Annotated in this window: 20 protein-coding genes; 16 read left to right on the plus strand and 4 right to left on the minus strand. The window is 74.9% G+C overall.

Annotation, left to right across the window (positions count from 1 at the left end; translation table 11 throughout):
* The first annotated feature begins 21 nt into the window (after positions 1–21).
* Genes BTM25_RS09210 through BTM25_RS09235 form a run of 6 tightly spaced genes read left to right on the plus strand, consistent with a single transcriptional unit; the run spans position 22 to position 7,676 of the window.
* Complete coding sequence (locus BTM25_RS09210) at positions 22–1,236, plus strand: 8-amino-7-oxononanoate synthase family protein (RefSeq protein WP_103562259.1); 1,215 nt, start codon at positions 22–24, stop codon at positions 1,234–1,236.
* A complete protein-coding gene (locus BTM25_RS09215; RefSeq protein ID WP_205648009.1) occupies positions 1,229–2,443 on the plus strand; it encodes an MFS transporter in 1,215 nt (404 codons plus the stop codon). Before BTM25_RS09210 ends, BTM25_RS09215 begins: the two co-directional genes overlap by 8 nt.
* The gene (locus BTM25_RS09220; RefSeq protein ID WP_103562260.1) at positions 2,440–4,044 is read left to right on the plus strand and encodes an acyl-CoA carboxylase subunit beta; all 1,605 of its coding nucleotides are present in this window, start codon (positions 2,440–2,442) and stop codon (positions 4,042–4,044) included. Before BTM25_RS09215 ends, BTM25_RS09220 begins: the two co-directional genes overlap by 4 nt.
* A 4-nt stretch (positions 4,045–4,048) precedes the next feature.
* On the plus strand, positions 4,049–6,019 hold the full coding sequence (locus tag BTM25_RS09225; protein ID WP_103562261.1) for an ATP-binding protein: 1,971 nt from the start codon (positions 4,049–4,051) through the stop codon (positions 6,017–6,019).
* A gap of 3 nt (positions 6,020–6,022) precedes the next feature.
* Complete coding sequence (locus BTM25_RS09230) at positions 6,023–7,006, plus strand: amino acid ABC transporter permease (RefSeq protein ID WP_103562262.1); 984 nt, start codon at positions 6,023–6,025, stop codon at positions 7,004–7,006.
* Positions 6,915–7,676: an amino acid ABC transporter ATP-binding protein gene (locus BTM25_RS09235; protein ID WP_103562263.1), complete on the plus strand. Its 762-nt coding sequence runs from the start codon at positions 6,915–6,917 to the stop codon at positions 7,674–7,676. The genes BTM25_RS09230 and BTM25_RS09235 overlap by 92 nt, the downstream gene beginning before the upstream one ends.
* 1 nt (position 7,677) lies before the next feature.
* Here the strand turns inward: BTM25_RS09235 and BTM25_RS09240 are convergent, their stop codons facing one another.
* The 3 genes from BTM25_RS09240 to BTM25_RS09250 are packed head-to-tail and all read right to left on the minus strand — an operon-like array spanning position 7,678 to position 10,981.
* Complete coding sequence (locus BTM25_RS09240) at positions 7,678–8,259, minus strand: TetR/AcrR family transcriptional regulator (protein WP_103562264.1); 582 nt, start codon at positions 8,257–8,259, stop codon at positions 7,678–7,680.
* 11 nt (positions 8,260–8,270) lie between these two features.
* On the minus strand, positions 8,271–10,292 hold the full coding sequence (locus tag BTM25_RS09245) for a YhgE/Pip domain-containing protein (protein WP_103562265.1): 2,022 nt from the start codon (positions 10,290–10,292) through the stop codon (positions 8,271–8,273).
* Positions 10,289–10,981: an ATP-binding cassette domain-containing protein gene (locus BTM25_RS09250; protein ID WP_235828310.1), complete on the minus strand. Its 693-nt coding sequence runs from the start codon at positions 10,979–10,981 to the stop codon at positions 10,289–10,291. The genes BTM25_RS09245 and BTM25_RS09250 overlap by 4 nt, the downstream gene beginning before the upstream one ends.
* Positions 10,982–11,103: 122 nt before the next feature.
* Between BTM25_RS09250 and BTM25_RS09255 the strand changes: the two genes are divergently transcribed.
* Together BTM25_RS09255 and BTM25_RS09260 are read left to right on the plus strand one after the other, a co-directional pair.
* The gene (locus tag BTM25_RS09255; RefSeq protein WP_103562266.1) at positions 11,104–11,475 is read left to right on the plus strand and encodes a DoxX family protein; all 372 of its coding nucleotides are present in this window, start codon (positions 11,104–11,106) and stop codon (positions 11,473–11,475) included.
* Between the two features lie 53 nt (positions 11,476–11,528).
* On the plus strand, positions 11,529–11,987 hold the full coding sequence (locus BTM25_RS09260; protein ID WP_205648010.1) for a GNAT family N-acetyltransferase: 459 nt from the start codon (positions 11,529–11,531) through the stop codon (positions 11,985–11,987).
* A gap of 24 nt (positions 11,988–12,011) precedes the next feature.
* Here BTM25_RS09260 and BTM25_RS09265 read toward each other — a convergent pair whose 3' ends face one another.
* Positions 12,012–12,668: a TetR/AcrR family transcriptional regulator gene (locus BTM25_RS09265; protein ID WP_103562858.1), complete on the minus strand. Its 657-nt coding sequence runs from the start codon at positions 12,666–12,668 to the stop codon at positions 12,012–12,014.
* Between the two features lie 295 nt (positions 12,669–12,963).
* On the opposite strand from BTM25_RS09265, the gene BTM25_RS09270 reads away from it, so the two are divergent.
* From BTM25_RS09270 to BTM25_RS09300, 8 genes are all read left to right on the plus strand, one after another.
* On the plus strand, positions 12,964–13,731 hold the full coding sequence (locus BTM25_RS09270) for an SDR family oxidoreductase (protein ID WP_103562267.1): 768 nt from the start codon (positions 12,964–12,966) through the stop codon (positions 13,729–13,731).
* A gap of 17 nt (positions 13,732–13,748) precedes the next feature.
* Positions 13,749–14,705 carry an LLM class F420-dependent oxidoreductase gene (locus tag BTM25_RS09275; protein ID WP_103562268.1) on the plus strand — a complete coding sequence of 319 codons (957 nt, stop codon included), beginning with the start codon at positions 13,749–13,751 and terminating at the stop codon, positions 14,703–14,705.
* A gap of 34 nt (positions 14,706–14,739) precedes the next feature.
* The gene (locus BTM25_RS29590; RefSeq protein WP_168212067.1) at positions 14,740–15,060 is read left to right on the plus strand and encodes a Fe-S cluster assembly protein HesB; all 321 of its coding nucleotides are present in this window, start codon (positions 14,740–14,742) and stop codon (positions 15,058–15,060) included.
* A gap of 64 nt (positions 15,061–15,124) precedes the next feature.
* Positions 15,125–15,247 (plus strand): hypothetical protein, encoded by a 123-nt coding sequence (locus BTM25_RS30685; RefSeq protein ID WP_268877649.1) that lies wholly within the window; start codon positions 15,125–15,127, stop codon positions 15,245–15,247.
* A gap of 28 nt (positions 15,248–15,275) precedes the next feature.
* Positions 15,276–15,920 (plus strand): MBL fold metallo-hydrolase, encoded by a 645-nt coding sequence (locus BTM25_RS09285; RefSeq protein ID WP_103562270.1) that lies wholly within the window; start codon positions 15,276–15,278, stop codon positions 15,918–15,920.
* Entirely contained in the window at positions 15,917–16,579 is a 663-nt protein-coding gene (locus BTM25_RS09290; protein WP_103562271.1) for an HAD family hydrolase, read from the plus strand. Before BTM25_RS09285 ends, BTM25_RS09290 begins: the two co-directional genes overlap by 4 nt.
* Before the next feature lie 171 nt (positions 16,580–16,750).
* Positions 16,751–19,771, plus strand: a complete 3,021-nt coding sequence (locus BTM25_RS09295) for a hypothetical protein (protein ID WP_103562272.1) — start codon at positions 16,751–16,753, stop codon at positions 19,769–19,771.
* Positions 19,772–19,925: 154 nt separating this feature from the next.
* Positions 19,926–20,672, plus strand: a complete 747-nt coding sequence (locus BTM25_RS09300; RefSeq protein WP_103562273.1) for a MerR family transcriptional regulator — start codon at positions 19,926–19,928, stop codon at positions 20,670–20,672.
* The last annotated feature ends 12 nt before the right edge of the window (positions 20,673–20,684 follow it).

Consider the following 20,684-nt stretch of genomic DNA (forward strand, 5'->3'; position numbering starts at 1 on the left):
GATCCACCACCGGAGGCGACCGTGCACACCTTTATCAACACCAAGAAGACGATCCGCGTCAGCAACGATTTCTGGGACGTCACGACGGCGGAGGGAATGGCGGGGATCGTCGCCGCCAACCTCGGCGACGGCCGTCACCTCACGGAGCCGGGCGGCCATGAGTTCGTCAACATGTCGTCCTACTCCTATCTCGGGCTGGACTCCCACGAGGATCTGATCCGGGCCGCCGCCGAGGCGGTGCTCGACAACCGCTCCCTGAACACGTCGATCTCCCGGATGCGCCTGCACTTCGGCATCCTGAAACGCGCCGAGGACGCGCTGTCGGACCTGTTCGACGTCGAGGCGGTGACGCTGGCGTCGTGCGCGGCGGCGGCGTGGTCGGCGCTGCCGCTGGTGGCGTCCGGCGCGTTCACCGAGGACGTCCCGCCGCTGATGGTGTTCGACAAGAACGCGCATTTCTGCCTCAACGCGATGAAGCCGAGCGTCGCCGACGAGACCGAGGTCGTGACGATCCGCCACAACGACCTGGAAGCGCTCGAAGACCTCTGCCGAAAGCACCAGAAGGTCGCGTTCGTCGCCGACGGCGTCTACAGCACGGGCGGGCGCGCCCCCGTCAAGGAACTGCTCGCGCTCCAGGAGAAGTACGGCCTGTTCCTGTTCTTCGACGAGGCGCACGGCATTTCCACGCTCGGGACGAACGGGCGCGGGCTCGTCCTGGAGGAAATGGACGGCATCAACGACCGCACGCTGCTCATCACGTCGCTGAACAAGGGCTTCGGGGCGTCCGGCGGCGCGATCTTCCTCGGCCCGCGCGGGTCGGCGCGGCGCCGGGACCTCGCGCTGCGCTACGGCGGCCCGCTCACCTGGTCGCAGCGGATCAACACGGCCGGGCTCGGCGCGATCCTCGCGTCCGCCGCGCTGCACCGCACGTCCGAGCTGGAGAAGCTCCAGCAGCGACTCCAGGAGAAGGTGGACCTGTTCGACGGGCTCGTCCCGACGGCGAGCGCGGGCGACGGCCTGCCGATCCGGTTCATCGACATCGGATCGGAGGAGGCGACCGTCCGCATCGCGCGGGACCTGCTCGCCGACGGCTTCTACACGTCCGCGCTGTTCTTCCCCGTCATCGCGCGCGGCCGGGCCGGGCTGCGGATCATGCTGCGCGCCAACCTGGACGACGCCGACATCGAGCGCTTCGGCGCGCGGCTGAACGAACTGCGCGGAGACGAACGTGGCTGAGGCCGTCGCGGACCGCCGCGCGCCGGAGCGGGCCGACGCGCGGCGCGTGCTGCTCTGGTCGTGCCTGGTCGTCTTCATGGCCCAGATGGCGACGACGATCTACCTTCCGGCGCTGCCCGCCGTGATGCGCGAGCTGGACGTGTCGCGCGGCTTCGCCGGGGCGTCGATCTCGGTGTTCGTCATTGGCGCCGCCGCGCCCGTCGTGCCGTGGGGCCGGGCCGCCGACCGGTACGGACGGCGCGGCCCGCTGCTGGCCTCGCTCGGCCTGTTCGTCGCGTGCTGCGTCGCGCTGGCCGTGACGACATCGCCCGCGCTGCTGCTCGTCCTGCGCGCGCTCCAGGGCATCGGCGCGGGCGGCAGCGCGATCATCGCGCGGATCGCCGTCCGCGACCTCGGCTCCGGCGACCAGCTCGCGCGGCGGCTGTCGGTGCTGTCGATCGCGTTCATCACCGCGCTCGGCGGCGGCCAGTTCACCGGCGGCCTGCTCACCCGGTACGCCGACTGGCGGCTCGGGTTCGTGGTGCTCGCCGTCGTCGGCGCGGCGGCGATCGCGACGTCGTTCGCGCTGCCGTTCGGCCCGGCGCGCCCGGCGGGGGAGGCGGGCAACGTGTTCCGCGTCGGGCTGCGGCTGCTGCGGACGCCCGGGTTCGCGCTGCCGACGTACGCGGGCGGGCTCGGGTTCGCGACGGTCGTCGTCCTCCAGGAGGTCGCGCCGTTCGTGTTCCAGCAGCACTTCGGGCTCGCGGCGGACGCCTACGGCGGCGTCGGCCTGCTGCTCGCGCCCGCCTACTTCGCGGGCGCGATGACCGTCAACCGGACGGTCGCGCGGTTCGGCGCGGGCCGCCTCATGCGGACGGGCGCGCTCATCATGACCGGCTCGGGCCTGGCGATGGTCGTGCTGTGGTCGCTGGACGCCGGACGCGTCCCGGCCCTCACCGCGTTCATCGCGCTGTACTGCGTCACCACGTTCGGGCAGGCGGTGCTGTTCCCCAACAGCATGGCCGCCGCCGCGAGCGCCGACCCCGCGCACGGCGCGTACGCGATCGCGCTGTGCGGGTTCGTCCAGCAGTCCACGGCGGGCCTGGCGGCGCTGGCCGCGACCCCGCTGCGCGCCGAGCTGGCCTGGTCGGCGACGGCCGCCGCGCTGAGCGCGCTCGCCTGGTTCCTGGTGCGCGGCACCACGCTCTCGAAGGGGGCTTCGCGATGACGTTGTTGCGTTCCCGCGTCAATCCGTCCGGTTCCGAGTTCCTGCGCAACGCCGCCGCCTACGACGAACTGCGCGCGCCCATCGCGGCGGCGCGGGCGGCGGCGGTCGCCGGGGGCGGCGCCAAGGCCCGCGCGAAGCACGCGGCGCGCGGCAAGCTGACCGCGCGCGAGCGCGTCGCGCGGCTCCTGGACCCGGGGACGCCGTTCCTGGAGGTCGGGCAGCTCGCGGCGCACGAGGTGTACGACCAGCCCGTCCCGTCGTCGGGCCTGGTCACGGGGATCGGCGTCGTGGCGGGGCAGCCCGTCGCGGTGTTCGCCAACGACGCCACGGTCAAGGGCGGGACGTACTATCCGCTGACCGTCCGCAAGCACCTGCGCACCCAGGAGATCGCGCGCGAGCACGGCCTGCCGAGCATCTCGCTGGTCGACTCGGGCGGCGTGTTCCTCCCGATGCAGGAGGACATCTTCCCCGACTCCCATCACTTCGGGCGCATCTTCCGCAACATCGCGGAGATGTCGGCGCTCGGGCTGCCGCAGATCGCGGCCGTCATGGGGTCGTGCACGGCGGGCGGCGCGTACATCCCGGCGATGAGCGACGAGACGGTCATGGTGCGCGGCACCGGGTCGGTGTTCCTCGGCGGGCCGCAGCTCGTCAAGGCCGCGACCGGCGTCACCGTGGACGCCGAGACGCTCGGCGGCGCGGACCTGCACACCCGCACCAGCGGCGTCGCCGACCATCTGGCGGCCGACGACGACCACGCGCTCGCGCTCGTCCGGGAGATCACCGCGCGGCGCGGGCAGGGCGCGCTCGCCGTGCCGCCGCGCACCCCGCGTCCGCCGCGCCACGACCCGCGCGAGATCGCGGGCATCATCAGCGCGAACCCGCGCGAGCCGATCCCGGCGCGGGAGATCCTGGCCCGCCTGCTGGACGGCAGCGAGATCACCGAATACCGCGCCGGCTACGGCACCACGATCGTGTGCGGGACGGGCCACATCGGCGGCTTCCCCGTGGGCGTGCTCATCAACGACGGCGTCCTGTTCTCCGAGAGCGCGCAGAAGGCCGCGAACTTCATCGAGCTGTGCGCCCAGCGCGACATCCCGCTGCTGTTCCTGCACAACATCAACGGGTTCATGGTCGGCGCCGAGTACGAGGCGGGCGGCATCGCCAAGCACGGCGCGAAGATGGTGAACGCCGCCTCGACCGTCCGCGTGCCGAAGTTCAGCGTCCTCATCGGCGGCAGCTACGGCGCGGGCAACCTCGCGATGTGCGGCCGGTCGATCGGCCCGCAGCTCATGGCGATGTGGCCGAACGCGAAGACCTCGGTGATCGGCGGCGAGCAGGCCGCGACCGTGATGGCGCTGATCCGCGCCGAGCAACTGGAGAAGCGGGGCCGAGCGGTCGACCCGGCCGAGGAGGAGGAGTTCAAGCGCCCCATCCGCGAGGACTACGAGCGGCAGGGACGCCCCCTGTACGTCGCCGCCCGGCTCTGGGTGGACGCGGTGATCGACCCGTCCGAGACCCGCGAGTGGCTGTCGCTGTCCCTCGCCCTCGCCGCCACCGCCCCGAAGCGCGCGACGCGCTTCGGCGTCTTCCGGATGTGACGCCATGCTGAAACGGATCCTCATCGCCAACCGGGGCGAGATCGCCCGCCGCGTCGCCCGCACCTGCCGCGCGCTCGGCGTCGAGTTCGTGGCCGTCCATTCGGAGGCGGACCGGGGCGCGGCGCATCTGGACGGCGCCGCCGAGACGGTCGAGATCGGCCCGGCGCCCGCCGCCGGCAGCTACCTGCGGATCGAGGCGCTGCTGGACGCGGCGGCGGCGACGGGCTGCGACGCCGTCCACCCCGGCTACGGGTTCCTGTCCGAGAGCGCCGAGTTCGCGGCGGCCGTGACCGGGGCGGGCCTGACGTGGATCGGGCCGCGGCCGGAGACGATCGCGGCGCTCGGCGACAAGGCGGGGGCGCGGGCGCTGATGGCGGCGTCCGGCGTGCCCGTCCTGCCCGGCACGCCGGACGCGTCGGAGTCGGCGGGCGAACTGCGCGCCGCCGTCGCCGCGATCGGCTACCCGGTCATCCTCAAGCCCGTCGCGGGCGGCGGCGGCAAGGGCATGGTGATCGTGGAGCGGGACGCCGACCTGGACGGGGCCGTCGCGGGCGCCGTCCGGCTCGCCCGCGCCGCGTTCGGCGACGGACGGCTGCTCGCCGAGCGGTACGTCCCGCGTCCGCGCCACGTCGAGGTGCAGGTGTTCGGGGACGAGCACGGCGACGTCGTCCACCTCTTCGAGCGCGAGTGCTCGCTCCAGCGCCGCCACCAGAAGATCGTCGAGGAGGCCCCGGCGGCGCGGCTGCCAGGCGCGGTCCGCGCCGAACTTCTGGACGCGGCGGTGCGCGGCGCGCGGGCCGTCGGGTACGTCAACGCCGGGACGTTCGAGTTCCTGCTCGACGCCGACGACCACTTCTTCTTCATCGAGGCCAACACCCGGCTCCAGGTCGAGCACCCGGTCACCGAGGCCGTCACCGGCGTCGACCTGGTCGAATGGCAGCTCCGCGTCGCCGCAGGGGAGCCGCTGCCGCTGCGGCAGGACGAGATCCGCCGGCACGGCCACGCCGTCGAGGCCCGCGTCTACGCCGAGGACCCGGACGCCGACTTCCGGCCCGCGCCGGGGACGGCCGAGGTCGTGCGGTGGCCGTCGGGCGTGCGCGTGGACGCGGCGTTCGACGAGCGCGGCGAGGTGCCGTCCTTCTACGACCCGATGATCGCCAAGCTCGTCGCGCACGGCCCGGACCGCGCCGCCGCGCTGACGCGCCTCGCGGACGCGGCGTGCGGCACGGCCGTCCTCGGCCTCACCACCAACCTCGGCTTCCTCGCCGACCTGCTCGCCGAGCCGCGCGTGCGGTCCGGCGCGCTCGACACCGAGGTCGTCGGGGAGTTCCTGGCGGCGCGCGCCGGCGCGGACCCGGTCCCGGCCGCCGCCGCGTGCGCGGCGGCGATCGAGGTGCGGCGGCTCAGCGGCGCGGCGCGGTCGCCGTGGGGCGGCGCGGCCGGCCCGCTGGACCGCGCCTTCCTCGATCCGGCGGCGCCGCTCGGCCGCGTCGTCAGCCGGGACGGCCCCCGGCGGCTGGAGGCCGTGCTGACCGGCGTCCGGACCGCCGGGCCCGACGTCGCGGTCGACGTGGCGGTGGCGGGCGACCGGCACCGCGTGACGGTCACGGCCGACGGCGACCTGTTCCACGGCCGGATCGGCGCGGTCCCGTGGGCCGGGCTGCACGCGCCGGACGCGGTGGAGCTGGCGGTCGGCGGCGTCCGCGTCCGGCTCGCGCGCGGCGCGGCGGCGGACGGCTCAGGGGAGGACGCGGTCGGTGCCGTCGCCGCCCCGATGCCCGGCACGGTCGTCGCGCTGCCCGTCGCGGTCGGCGACACGGTCGAGAGCGGGCAGACGGTCGCGGTGGTGGAGGCGATGAAGACCGAGAACCGCGTCCTCGCCGCCACGGCCGGGACGGTCGGCGAGGTCCGCTGCGCGCTCGGCGACGTCGTGGCCGCCGACCAGGTGCTCGTCGTGCTGGAACCGGCGGACTGAGCCGTGTCCGAATCGCTGCTGCCGCTGGAGGCTCCCGTCCAGGAGGAGCCGCCGCCGCGCGTCGTGCCCGTCCGCCGCACCGGCCAGTGGGTCTCCGCCGCCGTCGTGGCGTTCCTCGCCGTGTTCGCCGCGCAGTCGCTGGCGACGAACGACGCGATGCAGTGGGACGTCGTCGGGGCCTACTTCACGAGCAAGTCCATCGTGCGCGGTCTCTACATGACGCTGTGGCTGACGGGCCTGACGTTCGTTCTCGGCTTCCTGCTCGGCACCGTCCTCGCGATCTGCCGCATGTCGCGGAACGCCGTGCTGCGCGGCGCGGCGCTCGGCTACATCTGGCTGTTCCGGTCCACGCCGCTGCTCGTGCAGCTTCTCGTGTGGTTCAACATCGGCGCGCTGTACCCGAAGCTCGGCCTCGGCATCCCGTGGGGGCCGACGTTCGTGCAGGTGGACGCCAAGGACCTCATCGGCGCGACCACCGCCGCGATCATCGGGCTGACCGTCCACGAGGCGGCGCTGGCGGCGGAGATCGTCCGCGGCGGCATCCTCGGCGTGGACGTGGGCCAGACGCAGGCGGCGCAGGCGCTCGGCCTGAGCCGGTTCCGGACGCTGCGCCGGATCGTCCTGCCGCAGGCGATGCGGACGATCCTGCCGAACGCCGGGAACCAGATCGTCAGCCTGCTGAAGTCCACGACGCTGGTCAGCGTGATCGGCGTCGGGGACGTCCTGTACTCGGCCGAGCTGATCTACGGCCGCAACTTCCTGATCATCCCGCTGCTGCTGGTCGCGACGCTGTGGTACCTCGTCGTCGCGTCCGTGCTGTCGGCGGGCCAGTTCGCGCTGGAACGGCACTACGGGCGCGGCTCGGACGAGCGCGGCCCGCGACGGAGGACGCCCCATGAGCGCCGGAGTCTCGATCCGCGGCCTGCACGCCTACTACGGCGCGACGCACGTGCTGCGCGGCGTGGACCTGGAGGTGGCGGCGGGTGAGGTCGTCTGCCTGATCGGGCCGTCGGGGTCGGGCAAGTCGACCCTGCTGCGCTGCGTCAACCATCTCCAGCCGATCGCGGCCGGGACGGTCCACGTCGGCGGCGACCTGATCGGCTACCGGCGGCACGGGGACGCGCTGCACGAGCTCAAGCCGCGTCAGGTCGCCCGGCAGCGCGCCGGGATCGGGATGGTGTTCCAGAACTTCAACCTGTTCCCGCACCTGACCGTCCTGGAGAACCTGGTGGAGGCGCCGGTCGCGGTGCGGCGGCTGAGCCGGGCCGACGCGCGGGAGCGCGCGCGGGCGCTCGTCGCGCGCGTCGGCCTCGCCGGACGCGAGGACTCCTATCCCCGGCAGCTCTCCGGCGGGCAGCAGCAGCGCATCGCGATCGCCCGCGCGCTCGCGATGGAACCGGCCGTCATGCTGTTCGACGAGCCGACGAGCGCGCTGGACCCCGAACTGGTCGGCGAGGTCCTCGGCGTCATGCGCGACCTCGCCGGGACGGGCATGACGATGGTCGTCGTCACCCACGAGATGGGCTTCGCGCGCGAGGCCGCCGACCGGGTCGTGTTCCTGGACGAGGGCCGCGTCGTGGAGTCCGGCCCGCCCGCGCGGCTGCTCGCCGATCCCGAGCAGGCGCGGACGCGGGCGTTCCTCGACCACGTCCTCTAGCTCAGACCGCGGCGAGGCGTCCGCGCAGCAGGTCCAGCAGCGTCGCCTCCACCTCGGCGCGCGGACGGCCCGGCTGGAGCGCCCGCCAGTCCAGCCCGACGACGAGCACCATCCCGAACACCGCCGACGCGGCCGTCGGGACGTCCAGGTCGGCGCGGAGCAGGCCCGCGTCCACGGCCCCGCGCAGGACGTCCGCGACGGCGCCGACGACGCGTTCGCGGATCATCAGCGCGGCGTGCTGCCAGTCGCCGCCGCCCTGCCGCCACGTCTCCGCGATGAGCAGCCGCGCGAACGCCTCGTGCTCGGCGAGGAACGCCAGTTCCTCGCGGACGACCGCGTCGAGTGCCGCGTCCGGGGGCAGGCCCGCCGCCGCGTCCCGCAGCCGCCGCGCGAACCGGGTGATCCCGAAGTCCAGCAGCGCGTCGAACAGCGCGGACTTGCTGCCGAAGTTGTAGTAGACGGTGCCCTTGGCGACCCCGGCGCGCTCGGCGATCCGGTCCACGGTCGTCGCGGCGAACCCGCGTTCGGCGATCAGGTCGATCGCCGCGGTGAACAGCCGCTCGCGCGTCGTGCCCCGGCTCACCGGCCCCTCCCTCACAGGCGCAGCGCCGGATGCAGGCGCGCCATCGTCCAGACCCGGCCGCGCCGGGCGGCGAGCGCGGTGAGCGCGAGCGCGCCCGCGAGGAACGCGGCCAGCACGGCCCCACCCTGCCACACGGGGGTCAGGTCGCCGCCGCTGACCAGGCGCCGGACGCCGTCCACCACCCACGACATCGGCAGGAACGGGCGGATCGCGCCGAAGAAGCCGGGGCTGGTCTCGATCGGGTACGTCCCGGCCGCCGACGTGAGCTGGAGCATCAGCAGCGCGAGCGCGATCACCCGGCCGACCGGCCCGAACCGCGCGTTCGCCCACTGGACGATCGCCTGGAACGCCGCCGCCGCGAGCACGAGGAACGCGATCAGGCCGGGCCAGCGGACGGCGTCCAGGCCCAGCGCGAAGTGCAGCACGCCGAGCAGGACGAGCACCTGGCCCGCGCCGACCGCCGCGCCCGGCAGCCAGCCCGCCAGCGCGACGCGCCAAGCCGGGGCGGTGCTCGCGAGCGCGCGGGCGCCGAGCGGGCGCAGCATCATGTAGACGAACATCGCGCCGACCCAGAGCGCGAGCGGGATGAAGAACGGCGCGAAGCCCGTCCCGTAGTTGGGCGCCGGGTTCTCCTTCACGCTGGTCAGCCGGACGGGGTCGCTCATCATGTCGGCGCGTCCGGCCCGCTCGCCCGCGCCGTAGTCGGGGACCTGCCGCACGCCGTCGTCCAGGCCGGACGCGAGCGAGCGGTTCCCGTCGGCGATCTGCGCGAGCGCCGTGCCGAGCGTCACCGCGCCGCCCGACAGCGTGCCGAGGCCGCCGGTGAGCTGCGTGGATCCGGCGAGGAGCTGGCCGGTGCCGGTGTTGATCCGGTGGGCGCCCGCGTTGAGGCGGTCGACGTCGGCGCGCGCGTTCTGGACCTTGGCGGCGAGGCCGGGGGCCGCCGCCGCGACCTTCCTCGCCTGCTGCGCGATGGTCCGCGCGTCGGCGGCGAGGGCGCGCAGGTCGGCGGTGTGGGCGCGGACGTAGCCGTCCACCTGCCGGGCGAGCGCGACGACCCGGTCGGACGCGCGCAGCAGATTTTCGCGGACGTTCGCGGGGATGTCGGGGCGGGCCGCGAGCGTGGCGCGCAGTTCGTCCCGCGCCTGCTCGGCCTGCCGGACGGCGGCGCGCGTCTGCTGCGGCAGGGCGCCGGCGTTGGCGGCGAGCGCGTCGGCGCCCCGGGCGACGAGCAGCGCCGCGTCGCGGATCTCGGGGGCGTGGTCGCGCAGCAGCGGGACGATCGTGTCGCTCGTCCGGTCCACGAACGCGGCGAGCTTCCCGGTGCCCGCCGCGACCTGGCGCGTGCCGTCCTGGAGTTCGCCCAGTCCGGACGTGAGCTGCGCGCTGCCGTCCTTGGCGGTCTTCAGCCCCGCCGCGAGCTCGCCCGCGCCGTCGTGCGCCTTGCCGGAGCCGTCGGCGAGCTTGTCGGCGCCCCGCGCGGCCTGGTCGAGCTTGTCGTGCAGCGTCCCGAAGGACAGGAAGATCTGGTCGAGGTAGGTGCGGGTGGCCTTGGCGCCCGCCGCCGCGCTGATCTCCTTGAACGCCGACTGCGCGAGCGTCCCGACGACGTAGTTGTTGGCGTCGTCCAGGTCCAGCCGCAGCCCGGCGGGGGACGGCGTCCCGCTCCCGGACGGCGCGTTGATCCGCGCGCTGAAGTCGGACGGGATCGTCAGGACCATGTAGTAGCGGCCGTGGGCGAGCCCGTCGCGGGCCGCCGCCGCGTCCACGGACTTCCAGGCGAAGACGCGCCGGTCCTTCAGCTCCGACGCCAGGTCGGCGCCCGCGTGGACGCGCCCGGCCGGACGGTCGTCGTTCACCAGCGCGACCGGCACATGGCCGAGCCGCGAGTACGGATCCCAGAACGACCACAGGTAGAGCCCGGCATAGAGCAGCGGGAGCAGCAGGAGCGAGGCGAGCGCGGCCATCGTGAGCTTGTGGCGGCCGAGACGGCGCAGTTCCAGCGCGCCGACGGACAGGGCGGGGAGCCTCATCGCGACGCCTCCACGGGACGCGGGTCGGGCAGTGCGACGACCTGCGCGAACCCGTCGGCGGGGCCGGGATCGTGGCAGGCCGCGATGATCGTGACGTCCCCGGCGAGGGCGTGCAGCCGCTCCCACAGGGCGCGCTGCCGGACGGGCGGCAGCCCTTCGTCCACGTCGTCCAGCAGCAGCAGGCCGGGGTCGCCGACGAGCGCGAGCGCGGCGCCGAGCAGCCGGGCGTCGTCGGGCGCGAGCTCGTCCGCGCGGGTGCGGAGCGGGACGTCCAGGCCGACGCGGTCCAGCGCGGCGCCGATCCGCCGGTCCCGGTGCCGCCACCGGCCGAACAGCCCGTCGTGCAGGTCCAGCGCCTCGCCGACGTGCTCGCCGACGGTCAGCGCGGGCTCCAGGTCCGTCACGCCCGTCACGACGCCGAGCGCGGCGACCCGCTGGACGGCGCGCATCCGGCGCGGCAGCGGATGCCCGCCGACGACGGCGGTCCCGGACGACGGGCGCATCCGCCCGCCGAGGGTGAGCAGCAGCGCGGTCCGTCCCGAGCCCGCGATGCCGGCGAGCGCGACGAGCCCGCCCGCCGGGACGCGCAGCGTGACGTCGCGGTAGACGGCCCCGCGCGGCCCGCGCAGCGTGAGCCCCGCGGTTTCGACGGCGGCGGCGCGGGCAGCACCCGCCCGTTCAGCGGCCACCTCGCCCTCCCCTTTTTGAACTGACTGGTCAGTACAAAAAATACCCCGTCCGGCCACGAACCGGACGGTGACGTCCACCACGAGACGCGCGCCACGCTGGACCGATGGTGCAAACTCCCTCCATGACCGACTCGCCCCGCGCCGCACTGTCCCTCGCCGGCGTCCTCGCCACGACCGGGACCCTGCACCTGGCCGTCCCGCGCCCCTACGACGCGCTGATCCCGCGCGGCCTGCCCGGCTCGCCGCGCGCCTGGACCTACGCCAGCGGCGTCGCGGAACTGGCCTGCGCGGCGGCCCTCGCCCTGCCCCGCACCCGCCGCGCGGGCGGCTACGCGACCGCCGCGCTCATGGCCGCCGTCTTCCCGGCGAACGTGAAGATGGCCCGCGACTGGCGCACCAAGCCCCTCCCGCTCCGCGCAGGCGCCTACGCCCGCCTCCCCCTCCAGGCCCCGCTGATCGCCTGGGCCCTCAAGGCCGCCCGCACCGCCCGCTGACGAGCCGGCGGACGCGGCCGCGAGAGACTCTCCGCGTGATCATGGACTTCGACGTGAGACGGGCCCTGCCCGCGGACGCGCCGTCCCTCGCCGAGTTGCGCTGGGCGTTCAAGCAAGAGGACGAGGGCGTCCCGGAGCCACCGGACGCGGCCGTGTTCCTCCGGCAGGCCGAGTCCTGGATCCACGACCGTCTTGCCGACGGACGCTGGTCGGCATGGGTCGCGGAAGCGGCAGGTGCGATCCGCGGCCATGTCTTCCTGCAACCGGTCGAGCGGATGCCCGATCCCCACGGCGACACCGCCCCGATCGGCTACGTGACGAACTTCTACGTCGCCCCCGCCCACCGCGACCGCGGCATCGGGACGGCGCTCCTCCAGGCGCTGACCGACCACGCACGCGCCGGCGCCGTCGGCACGCTGATCGTGTGGCCCTCCGACCGCAGCGCCCCCCTCTACCAGCGGTCCGGCTTCCTCGCTCCGGACGAACTCCTGGAACTGATCCTCGACACCTGAAGGTCCAGGGATCCCCACGCGGGGCTAGCGGGCGCAGCAGGCCGGGATTTTCATGAAGACCGCTGTGATGAGGCGGGGGAGCAGGTCGGGGAGGGCTGCGGTCTCGCCGCGGCGGATGCGGGTGGCGAGGACCTGGTAGACGCCGCCGGTGATCGTTTCGGCGGTGAGGTCGGGGTCGGGGTGGCGGGGGTCGAGTTCGCGCAGGTCGGCGGCGACGAGCCGGGCGAGTGTCCCGAGTGCGGCGTCGCGGCGGGCGGCGGCCTCGGTGCCCGCCGCCATCGACTCGACCATCCAGGTTCGGGCGGCGGGCGGGTCGGCGGCGAGGTGGGACAGGAGAGCGCCGAGGCCGGCGGTCATCCGGCGCAGCGCGTCGGGCTGGTCGCGGCGGGCGGCGGCGACGCGGCGCGCGGTCCGCGCGGCCAGGTCGTCGCAGGCGCGCAGGAACACGTCGTCCTTGTTGCGGAAGTGCATGTAGAACGTGGCGCGCGAGACGCCCGCCCGCGCGATGATCGCGTCCACGGTGAGCTGCCCGAATCCGTGGACGCCCGCGACGGCGACGACGGCGCCGAGGATGCGGCGGCGCTGGTGTTCGGTGACGAAGGCGCGCGGGAGCCGGTGCCGTCCGGAGGGGAGCCGTTCCACGTCGGGGGACGGCCGGTCGGCGGGCGGGTGCTCGGGCATCGTCGCTCCGTCGCTCGTTCCTGCCTTCGCGGGGATCGTCTCACGCGGCATGCCCACCGTGTCCGGCATTGGGCTCCGTTCCTTGCCCGGAAGGCGCCGAATCCGCTCTCTTAGTGGTTTGTCTGCCGGGAATGTGCAAGACGCGCTCGTCCATCGTCATGGCGGCGAGGCGCGCAACGCCGAACAGGACGAGCACATGAAGCCCCGTGCCGGGCGCTCCTGGTGGGAGCTAACTGACGCGTCAGTCACTTCGCTACAGTGGGACGGATCCGGCCACACGGGACAGGGGAGCGTCATGCGGACAGGACTCGAAGGGAAGACCGCCCTCGTCACGGGCGCCTCCCGGGGCATCGGGCGGGCGACCGCGCTGGCGCTGGCCGCCGAGGGCGCGAACGTCGTCCTGTCGTCGCGCCGCCAGGACGCGCTGGACGCCGTCGCCGCAGAGATCCGCGCCGCCAGCCCCGGCGTGGGCGTCCTCGCGAAAGCCGCGCACGTGGGCGACGCCGAGCAGGCCGCCGCGTGCGTGGACGCCGCCGTGGCGGAGTTCGGGAGCCTGGACGTCCTGGTCAACAACGCCGGGACGAGCCCGCACTACGGCCCGCTGGTGGAGATCGACGCCGCAGCCGCCGCCAAGACCGTCCAGGTCAACCAGTTCGCGATCGTCCAGTGGACGCAGCTCGCCTGGGACCGCTCGATGCGCGAGCGCGGCGGCGCGATCGTCAACATCGCGTCGGTCGGCGGCATGGTCACCGAGCACGGCATCGGCTACTACAACGCCACCAAGGCCGCCGTCATCCACCTGACCCGGCAGTTCGCGATGGAACTCGGCCCGAAGGTCCGCGTCAACGGCATCGCGCCCGGCCTCGTCAAGACGGCGCTGGCCCGCGCGCTGTGGGAGGAGAACGAGGACGCGCTCGGCAAGGCGCTCCCGCTCGGACGTCTCGGCGAGCCCGAGGACATCGCGAACGCCGTCGTGTTCCTCGCGGGCGACGCCGCCGCGTGGACCACCGGCCAGACCATCGTCGTGGACGGCGGCTCGCTCGTCCGTCCCGCCATCGCCTGAAGAAGGAGACCCTGACCATGTCGCGCTGGGGACTGACGATTCCGCTGACCGGGCTCCCGCTCGCCGAGCACCGGGCGCTCGTGGACGAACTGCCCGCCCTCGGCTACACCGACGCGTGGACGGCCGAGACCAACGGCGCCGACGCGTTCACCCCGCTCGCCCTGGCCTCGCAGTGGGCGCCGACGCTGCGGCTCGCGACCGCGATCGTGCCCGTCTACACGCGCGGCCCGGCGCTGCTCGCGCAGCAGGCCGCGACGCTCGCCGACCTCGCGCCGGGACGGTTCGTGCTCGGCATCGGGACGTCCTCGCCCGCGATCGTCCAGAACTGGAACAACGTTCCGTTTGAGGAGCCGTACAAGCGCACCCGCGACACCCTGCGGTTCCTGCGCCGCGCGCTGGCCGGGGAGAAGGTCACCGAGGAGTACGAGACGTTCGCGGTGAAGGGCTTCCGGCTGGAGACCGCGCCCGCGTCCCCGCCGCCGATCGCGCTCGCCGCGCTGCGCCCCGGAATGCTGCGGCTCGCCGCCCGCGAGGCCGACGCCGCGATCACCAACTGGCTCGCGCCCAAGGACGTCGCGACCGTCCGCGCCGCGCTCGGCGACGAGCCCGAACTGGTCGCGCGGCTGTTCGTCTGCCCGACCGAGGACGCCGAAGAGGCCCGCGCGATCGGCCGCTGGATGATCGCCGCGTACATGACCGTCCCGGTCTACCGCGCGTTCCACGAGTGGCTGGGCCGGGGCGAGGCGCTGGCGCCGATGAACGCGGCGTGGGCGGCGGGCGACCGGCAGGGCGCGCTCGCGGCGATCCCGGACGCGGTGGTGGACGACCTCGTCGTCCACGGCTCCCCGGCCGACTGCCGCGCCCGCGTCCGCGAGTACACCGACAACGGCCTGACGACGCCGGTCCTCGCGATCGTCCCCGGCGGCGGGCTCGGTCCCGCCGAGGCGGTGCGGGCCCTGGCGCCGGGTGTTTAGTGCCGGGAGGCCCGGGGAGGGTGGGTCAGGTCCGATGAGCCTTTCAAGGGAGCCCGCCCACATGCTGACGCTCACCACCGGAGCCGTCCAGGTGATCCGGACCGTGACCGCCGACCCGCAACTGCCGCCGGACACCGGCATCCGCATCGAGTCCGGCCTCAACGGCTCCGACGCCCTGCGCCTGTCGGTGGCGCCCGCGCCCGAGGCGGGCGACGAGGTCGTCGAGGCCGAGGGCGCGAAGGTGTACCTGGACCCCGAGGTGGCGGTCCTGCTCAACGACAAGACGCTCGACGCGCAGGTGGACCCGCAGGGCGACGTGGCGTTCACCATCGCCGACGGCACCGAGCCGGTCTGAGCCGCCGTCCGCCGGGGCCGGGACGCGCCGTCGTCCCGGCCCCGGCGTCTGGCAGGCTTGCGGTGTGACCTCCGACGACCGCGCCCGCCCGCGCCGGCTGGGCTGCGCGGTCGTCGCGGCGTTCTGCGCGCTCACGCTGCTCGCGCTCGCCGTGGCGGTCCTGCTCGTCGTGCTCGCCGCGCGGTGATCGCCGGCCGCGTGAAAGGATGACGATCATGCGGCTCACCAAGTTCGGCCACGCCTGCGTGCGGCTGGAGAAGGACGGACGGGCGATCGTCATCGACCCGGGCGCCTTCAGCGACGAACCGGGCATCCTCGACGGAGCGGACGCGATCCTGCTCACGCACGAGCACTTCGACCACTTCGTCCCCGAACGCGTCCGGCAGGCCCTCGCCGACGACCCGCGCCTGGAGGTGTGGGCGTCCCGCGACGTGGCCGCGCAGATCGCCGACGTGGGCGAACGCGTCCACGAGGTCGGGCACGGCGACGCGGTGACGGTCGCGGGCTTCGACGTCCACGTGTACGGCCGCGACCACGAGATCCTGCACCCGGACGTCCCGCCGATCCCGAACACGGGGTTCCTGGTGGACGGCGAGGTGTTCCATCCCGGCGACGCGCTGACCATTCCGGACGAGCCCGTCCCGACGCTGTGCCTCCCGGCCAACGCGCCGTGGATGAAGGTCCCGGAGATGTACGAGTACGTCCGGGCGATCCGTCCCGCACGCGCGTACGCCATCCACGACGGCCTGCTGAACGAGAACGGCCTCCCCGTGGTCACGATGCACGTCGGGAAGGCGGGCGAGGACGTCGGCGGCGACTTCCGCCGCCTCGCGCCCGGAGAGTCGGTCGACCTGCCGTGACGCCGCCGCCCCCCGCGCCGGTGGAAGCGGTCTTCTTCGACGTCGGCGAGACGCTGATCAGCGAGAACGAGATCTACGGCCGCTGGGCCGACTGGCTGGGCGTCCCGCGCCACACCTTCCTCACCCGGCTCGGCGCGTTCCTCGCGACGGGCGGCTCGGCGATGGACGCGTTCCGCCACTTCCGCCCCGGCTTCGACCTGGACCGCGAGGAGGAACTGCGGGCGGAGGCGGGCGTCCCGAACGGCTTCGGCGCGTCCGACCTGTACCCCGACGCCCGCGCGTGCCTGGCCGCGCTCCGCGCGCAGGGCCTCTTCGTCGGCATCGCGGGCAACCAGCCGCCGGCCGCCGTCGAGCAGATCGCCGCGCTGGACCTGCCCGCCGACGTCGTCGGCATCTCCGCCGCGTGGGGCGTCGAGAAGCCGGACCCGGAGTTCTTCGCCCGCTGCGCGCGGCTGGCCGGCGTCCCGGCGGAGCGCATCCTGTACGTGGGCGACCGGGTGGACAACGACGTGCTGCCCGCCCTGGCCTACGGGATGCAGGCGGCGTTCCTGCGCCGGGGGCCGTGGGGGCACATCCAGTCCGGCGATCCGGCGCTCGCGGAGGCGACGTACGTCCTGGACGATCTGACCACCCTCTCATCTCTGCTCACCCGCGCCTGACCTGCGGGGTTCGCGGTCGCATAGCATGAGCCCGTCCGGCGCGCCAGTGTCGCGCGCCACAGGACGCCGACGGCTCCCTGTCCCGTAAAGCAAGATCATTCTTCGTCTCTTGGAAGCCGTCGGCGCAGGGTGTTAGATCGGGCTCAGCGACGTGCAGGGGAGGGAGCCGCGGTGCCTGAGGAGGGGCCGGGGGCCGATCGGGGACCGCTGCTGCGGTTCCTGCGGGACCTCGCGCGCGCCCGCCGCGGGCCGGCGCGGGACCTCGCCGCCTACGAGCGCGTCCACTGGCTCGCCGAGCTTCCCGGGGACGTCTACGTCGAGACCGACGCGGGCCCCGGCGACGTCCTGTTCAGCGTCCCGATGATCCCGCTCAGCCCGCCCGCCGTCATCGAGGAGTTCGACGGGTGGCTGGCGCTGCGGCACTGGTACCGCACCCTGCGCGACCTCGCCGCCGTGCGCGGCGAGGAGGTCGTGCTCGCGACCGGGCTGTTCACGCGCGGCGCCGTCCGCGACCATCTGCTCGCGACGCCCGTCCGGATCGTGGTGGACGAGCGGTCCGAGCGCGTCGACGTCGTCCTGTCCGGCGGCACGGGCCTGCGCGACCGCGAACTCCTGGACGGCGTGGAAGGCTTCACCCCCGACCGCACCGCGTGGGTCCGCGACGCCGTCGAGAACGGGCGCGGGTTCGGGCTGAACGCGTCGGTCTCGGACGTCCTGCGCAAGTGGAGCGGCGTGGCGTTCATCGACGAGGACATCGCCTTCCGGGAGGACTGGGCGCCCGAGCATCCGGCGTCCGTCCCGGCGGCGCGGCTGCGGCTGGCCCCCGCGCTGGTCGTCCGCCCGCCCGGACGCGCCGCCGTCGCCGCCTACTACGACGAGATCATCGCCCAGCCGTGGCTGCCCGCCGGGTTCGGCGCGCTGCTCGCCGCCGACGCGCCGTCCCCGCTGCTCAGCGCCGAGGAGACCGACACGCCCCGGCTCGTCGCCGAACTGCTCGGCCGGGGGAGCCGCGTCCTCGCCGTCACCGCCGACGCCGCGTCCGCCGCCCGCCTGCACGCCGCCCTCGCGCCCGGCATCGCCGAGCTGTGCGCGCTGCCGACGACGTCCGGCCTGGTCGCCGAGGCGATCCGGGGCCGCGCGGCGGGCGCCGACCCGGCCGCGCAGCGCCGCCGCGTGGACGAGCTGGCCGCCCGCACCGCCGAGGCCGAACAAGAGGCCGCCGAACTGCGCGAACGCCTCGACCGGGTGGAGGCCGGGGACGAGCCCGCCGCCGTCCCGTCCTGGATCCCGCCGCGTCCGGGGCTGCCGGAGACGCCGCCGATCGGCGCGCCCGAGGCCGCCGAGCTGGTCCGGCTGCTGGCCGACCGGGGCCCGGACCGCACCGGGCACCGCGACGTCGATCCGGGCACGCTGCCGAGCGCCCCCTACGTCCGGACGCTCATCGAGGCGGAGGCCGCCGCCGCCGAGCGCGCGGGCGCCGCCGACACCGAGGTGTCCGCCGCGCTGCGCCGCTGCGACACGAGCGTCCTCGCCCAGCTCGACGCGCGCGCGATGGTCGTCAACGCGGCGTTGCGCGACCTCGGCCTGACCGGGCATCCGGCGGGATGGAAGCACACTGACCCGACCGTCCGCGCGTTCACCGACCTGCTGGCCCGGCGCCGGCCGGGCGTGTGGTCGCGGGTGGAGGAGCTGACCGACCGCGCCGAGGAGGCCGCGGCGGCGCTGGAGACGATCGCCGGACGGCTGATCGAGCTGCCCCCCGGCGACCCGCCGCTGCGCCTGCTCGCCGCCGACGCCCGTGAGCTGCGCGGGCAGATCGCGGCGGGCGTCGCGCCCCGGCGCGGGGTGCTGCGGGTGCCCGTCCACCGCCCGACGGAACTGCTGGCGGGCTGCTTCGTGGACGGCGAGTCCGTCGTCACCGTGGACCGCCTGGACGCCCTGCACACCCACGTCATGGTCCTGCTGACCTGCCGCGAGCTGCAGGCGGCGTGGGAGGACGCGGGCGTGTCGTTCCCCGCCGACGTGCCGCTGCCCGAGCGCGTCGCGCGGTTCCGCCGCGCCCATCTGCGGTTGGAGCGGGTGCGGTCGGTGAAGCCGGCGGTGGAGGAGTCGGTCGAGCTGATCGCCGCCGCCGGGCTGCCGGTCCAGATCACCCATCCGCTCCAGTGGTACGGCTACTCGGCGGGGCTGGAGCACGTCCTGCTCGGCCAGGGCATCGAGCGGGCGGCGGGCGACCTCGCCGCGCTGCGCGACTCCATCCCCGTCTCGCGCAGCGACCCGCCCGAGCTGACCGCCGCGCGGGCCGCGATCGACGCGCGCGACGCCGCCGCGTACGGGCACGCGCTGGCCGGGCTCGCCGAGGCCCGGCACCGGCGCGCCGCGCAGCTCCGCCGGGACGAGCTGCTGGAGCGCGTGGAGTTCGTCCACTCCGAGCTGGCCGACCTGCTGCGCGACGGCGAGGACTGGACGGACCGCGTCGCGACCTGGGACGAGGCGTGGCGGGCCGCCGCACTCCCCGGCCCCGCGCCGGTCGCGCCGTCGCCGGAGACGCTGCGCGCGGACGCCGCCGAGGCCGCCGACCGGCACCGCGCGCTCGCCGCCGAGCTGACCGCGGCCCGCGCGTGGCAGGCGTGGAGCGACCGTCCCGGCGTCGTCCCGGCGTGGATCGTCCCGCTCTGGCAGGTCCCGGACGTCCTGCCGCCCGGCCCGGACTCCTTCGACGTCGTCCTGGTCGACGGCGAGCACGGCGCGGGCGCCGAGGCGCTGTTCCTGCTCTGGCTCGCGCCGCGCGTCGTGCTGCTCGGCGCGGCGGGCCCGCCGCTGCCGCCGCCGGAGCGGTCCCCGGCACCGGACGCGCTGCCGCCCGCGCTGCGCGACCTCGTCACCCCGACCACGACGCTCTACACGCTGCTGCGCGACCGGTTCGCGAAGGTGCGGTCGCTGGCCGACGAGCCCGGCCCCGAGCCCGAGCGCGCGGACGAGTCCGAGGCGCACGGCCGGTCGATCGTGACCTACAAGCGTCCCGAGCTGCTGGCGCTGGTCGCGCAACTCGCCGCCGAGGACCGCGCCGCCGACGACGACGCGCTGGTCGAGCGGGCGCGCGGCGAGCTGTCCTGCCCGCCGAGCGAGGACGGCCTGGTCGAGGCGCGCCTGCGCTTCGCCGTCGAGACCTACCGCGCCAGCGTCGACTGAGGCTGCGCTGGCCCCGGCCGGCCGGCCCCGACCAACCGGCCCCGACCAACCGGCCCCGACCAACCGACCCCGACCAACCGACCCCGACCAACCGACCCCGACCGACCTCCCGGGCCTCCCGGGCCTCCCGGGCGCTGCCCGTATCCTCCCGGGCATGGACGAGACACGGGCCGAGTACCGCGTGGAGGAGCTGGCCGCCGCGGCGGGCGTGCCGGTCCGGACGCTGCGCTACTACCAGGAGCGGCGGCTGCTGCCCCCGCCGGTGCGCCGGGGCCGTACCGCGTGGTACTCGACGGCGCATCTGGACCGCCTGCGGCTGATCGGCGAGCTGGTCGAGCGCGGCCACCGCCTGGACGGCATCGAGGAGCTGTTCGCCGCCGCCGGCCAGGGCCGGGACGTGACCGAGCTGCTCGGCTACGAGTGGACGTCCGCGCCGTGGGCCGAGCAGACCCCCACCGAGATCTCCCCGGACGAGCTGGCCGGGCTGTTCGGCGAGCAGGTCACCGACGAGGTGCTGCGCGAGGCGGTCGAACTCGGCTACCTGGTCGTGGACGGCGACCGCCTCCTGCACACGAGCCGCCGCCTGCTCGACGCGACGGCCGAGCTGGTCCGCGCCGGGATCCCGCTGCGGTCCATCCTCGCGATCTCCTGGGAGCTGGAGGCCGCCTACGACCGGATGGCGTTCGGGTTCGTTCAGCTCGTCCGGACGCACCTGGTGGACCGCCTCCCCGAGCCGCCGACGCACGCCGAGCTGGAACGGCTCGCGGCCGTCGTGGACCGGCTGCGCCCGGTGGCGCGGACGGTCGCCGACGAGCACTTCGGCCGCGCGATGGACCGCCGGATCAGCCGGGAGGCGGCGGAGCTGCGGGCCCGCCTCGGCACCCCGCGACCCGGGGGCTGACAGCGCGGAGCC

It is taken from the genome of Actinomadura rubteroloni, assembly GCF_002911665.1.
In the GTDB taxonomy this organism is placed as follows: domain Bacteria; phylum Actinomycetota; class Actinomycetes; order Streptosporangiales; family Streptosporangiaceae; genus Spirillospora; species Spirillospora rubteroloni.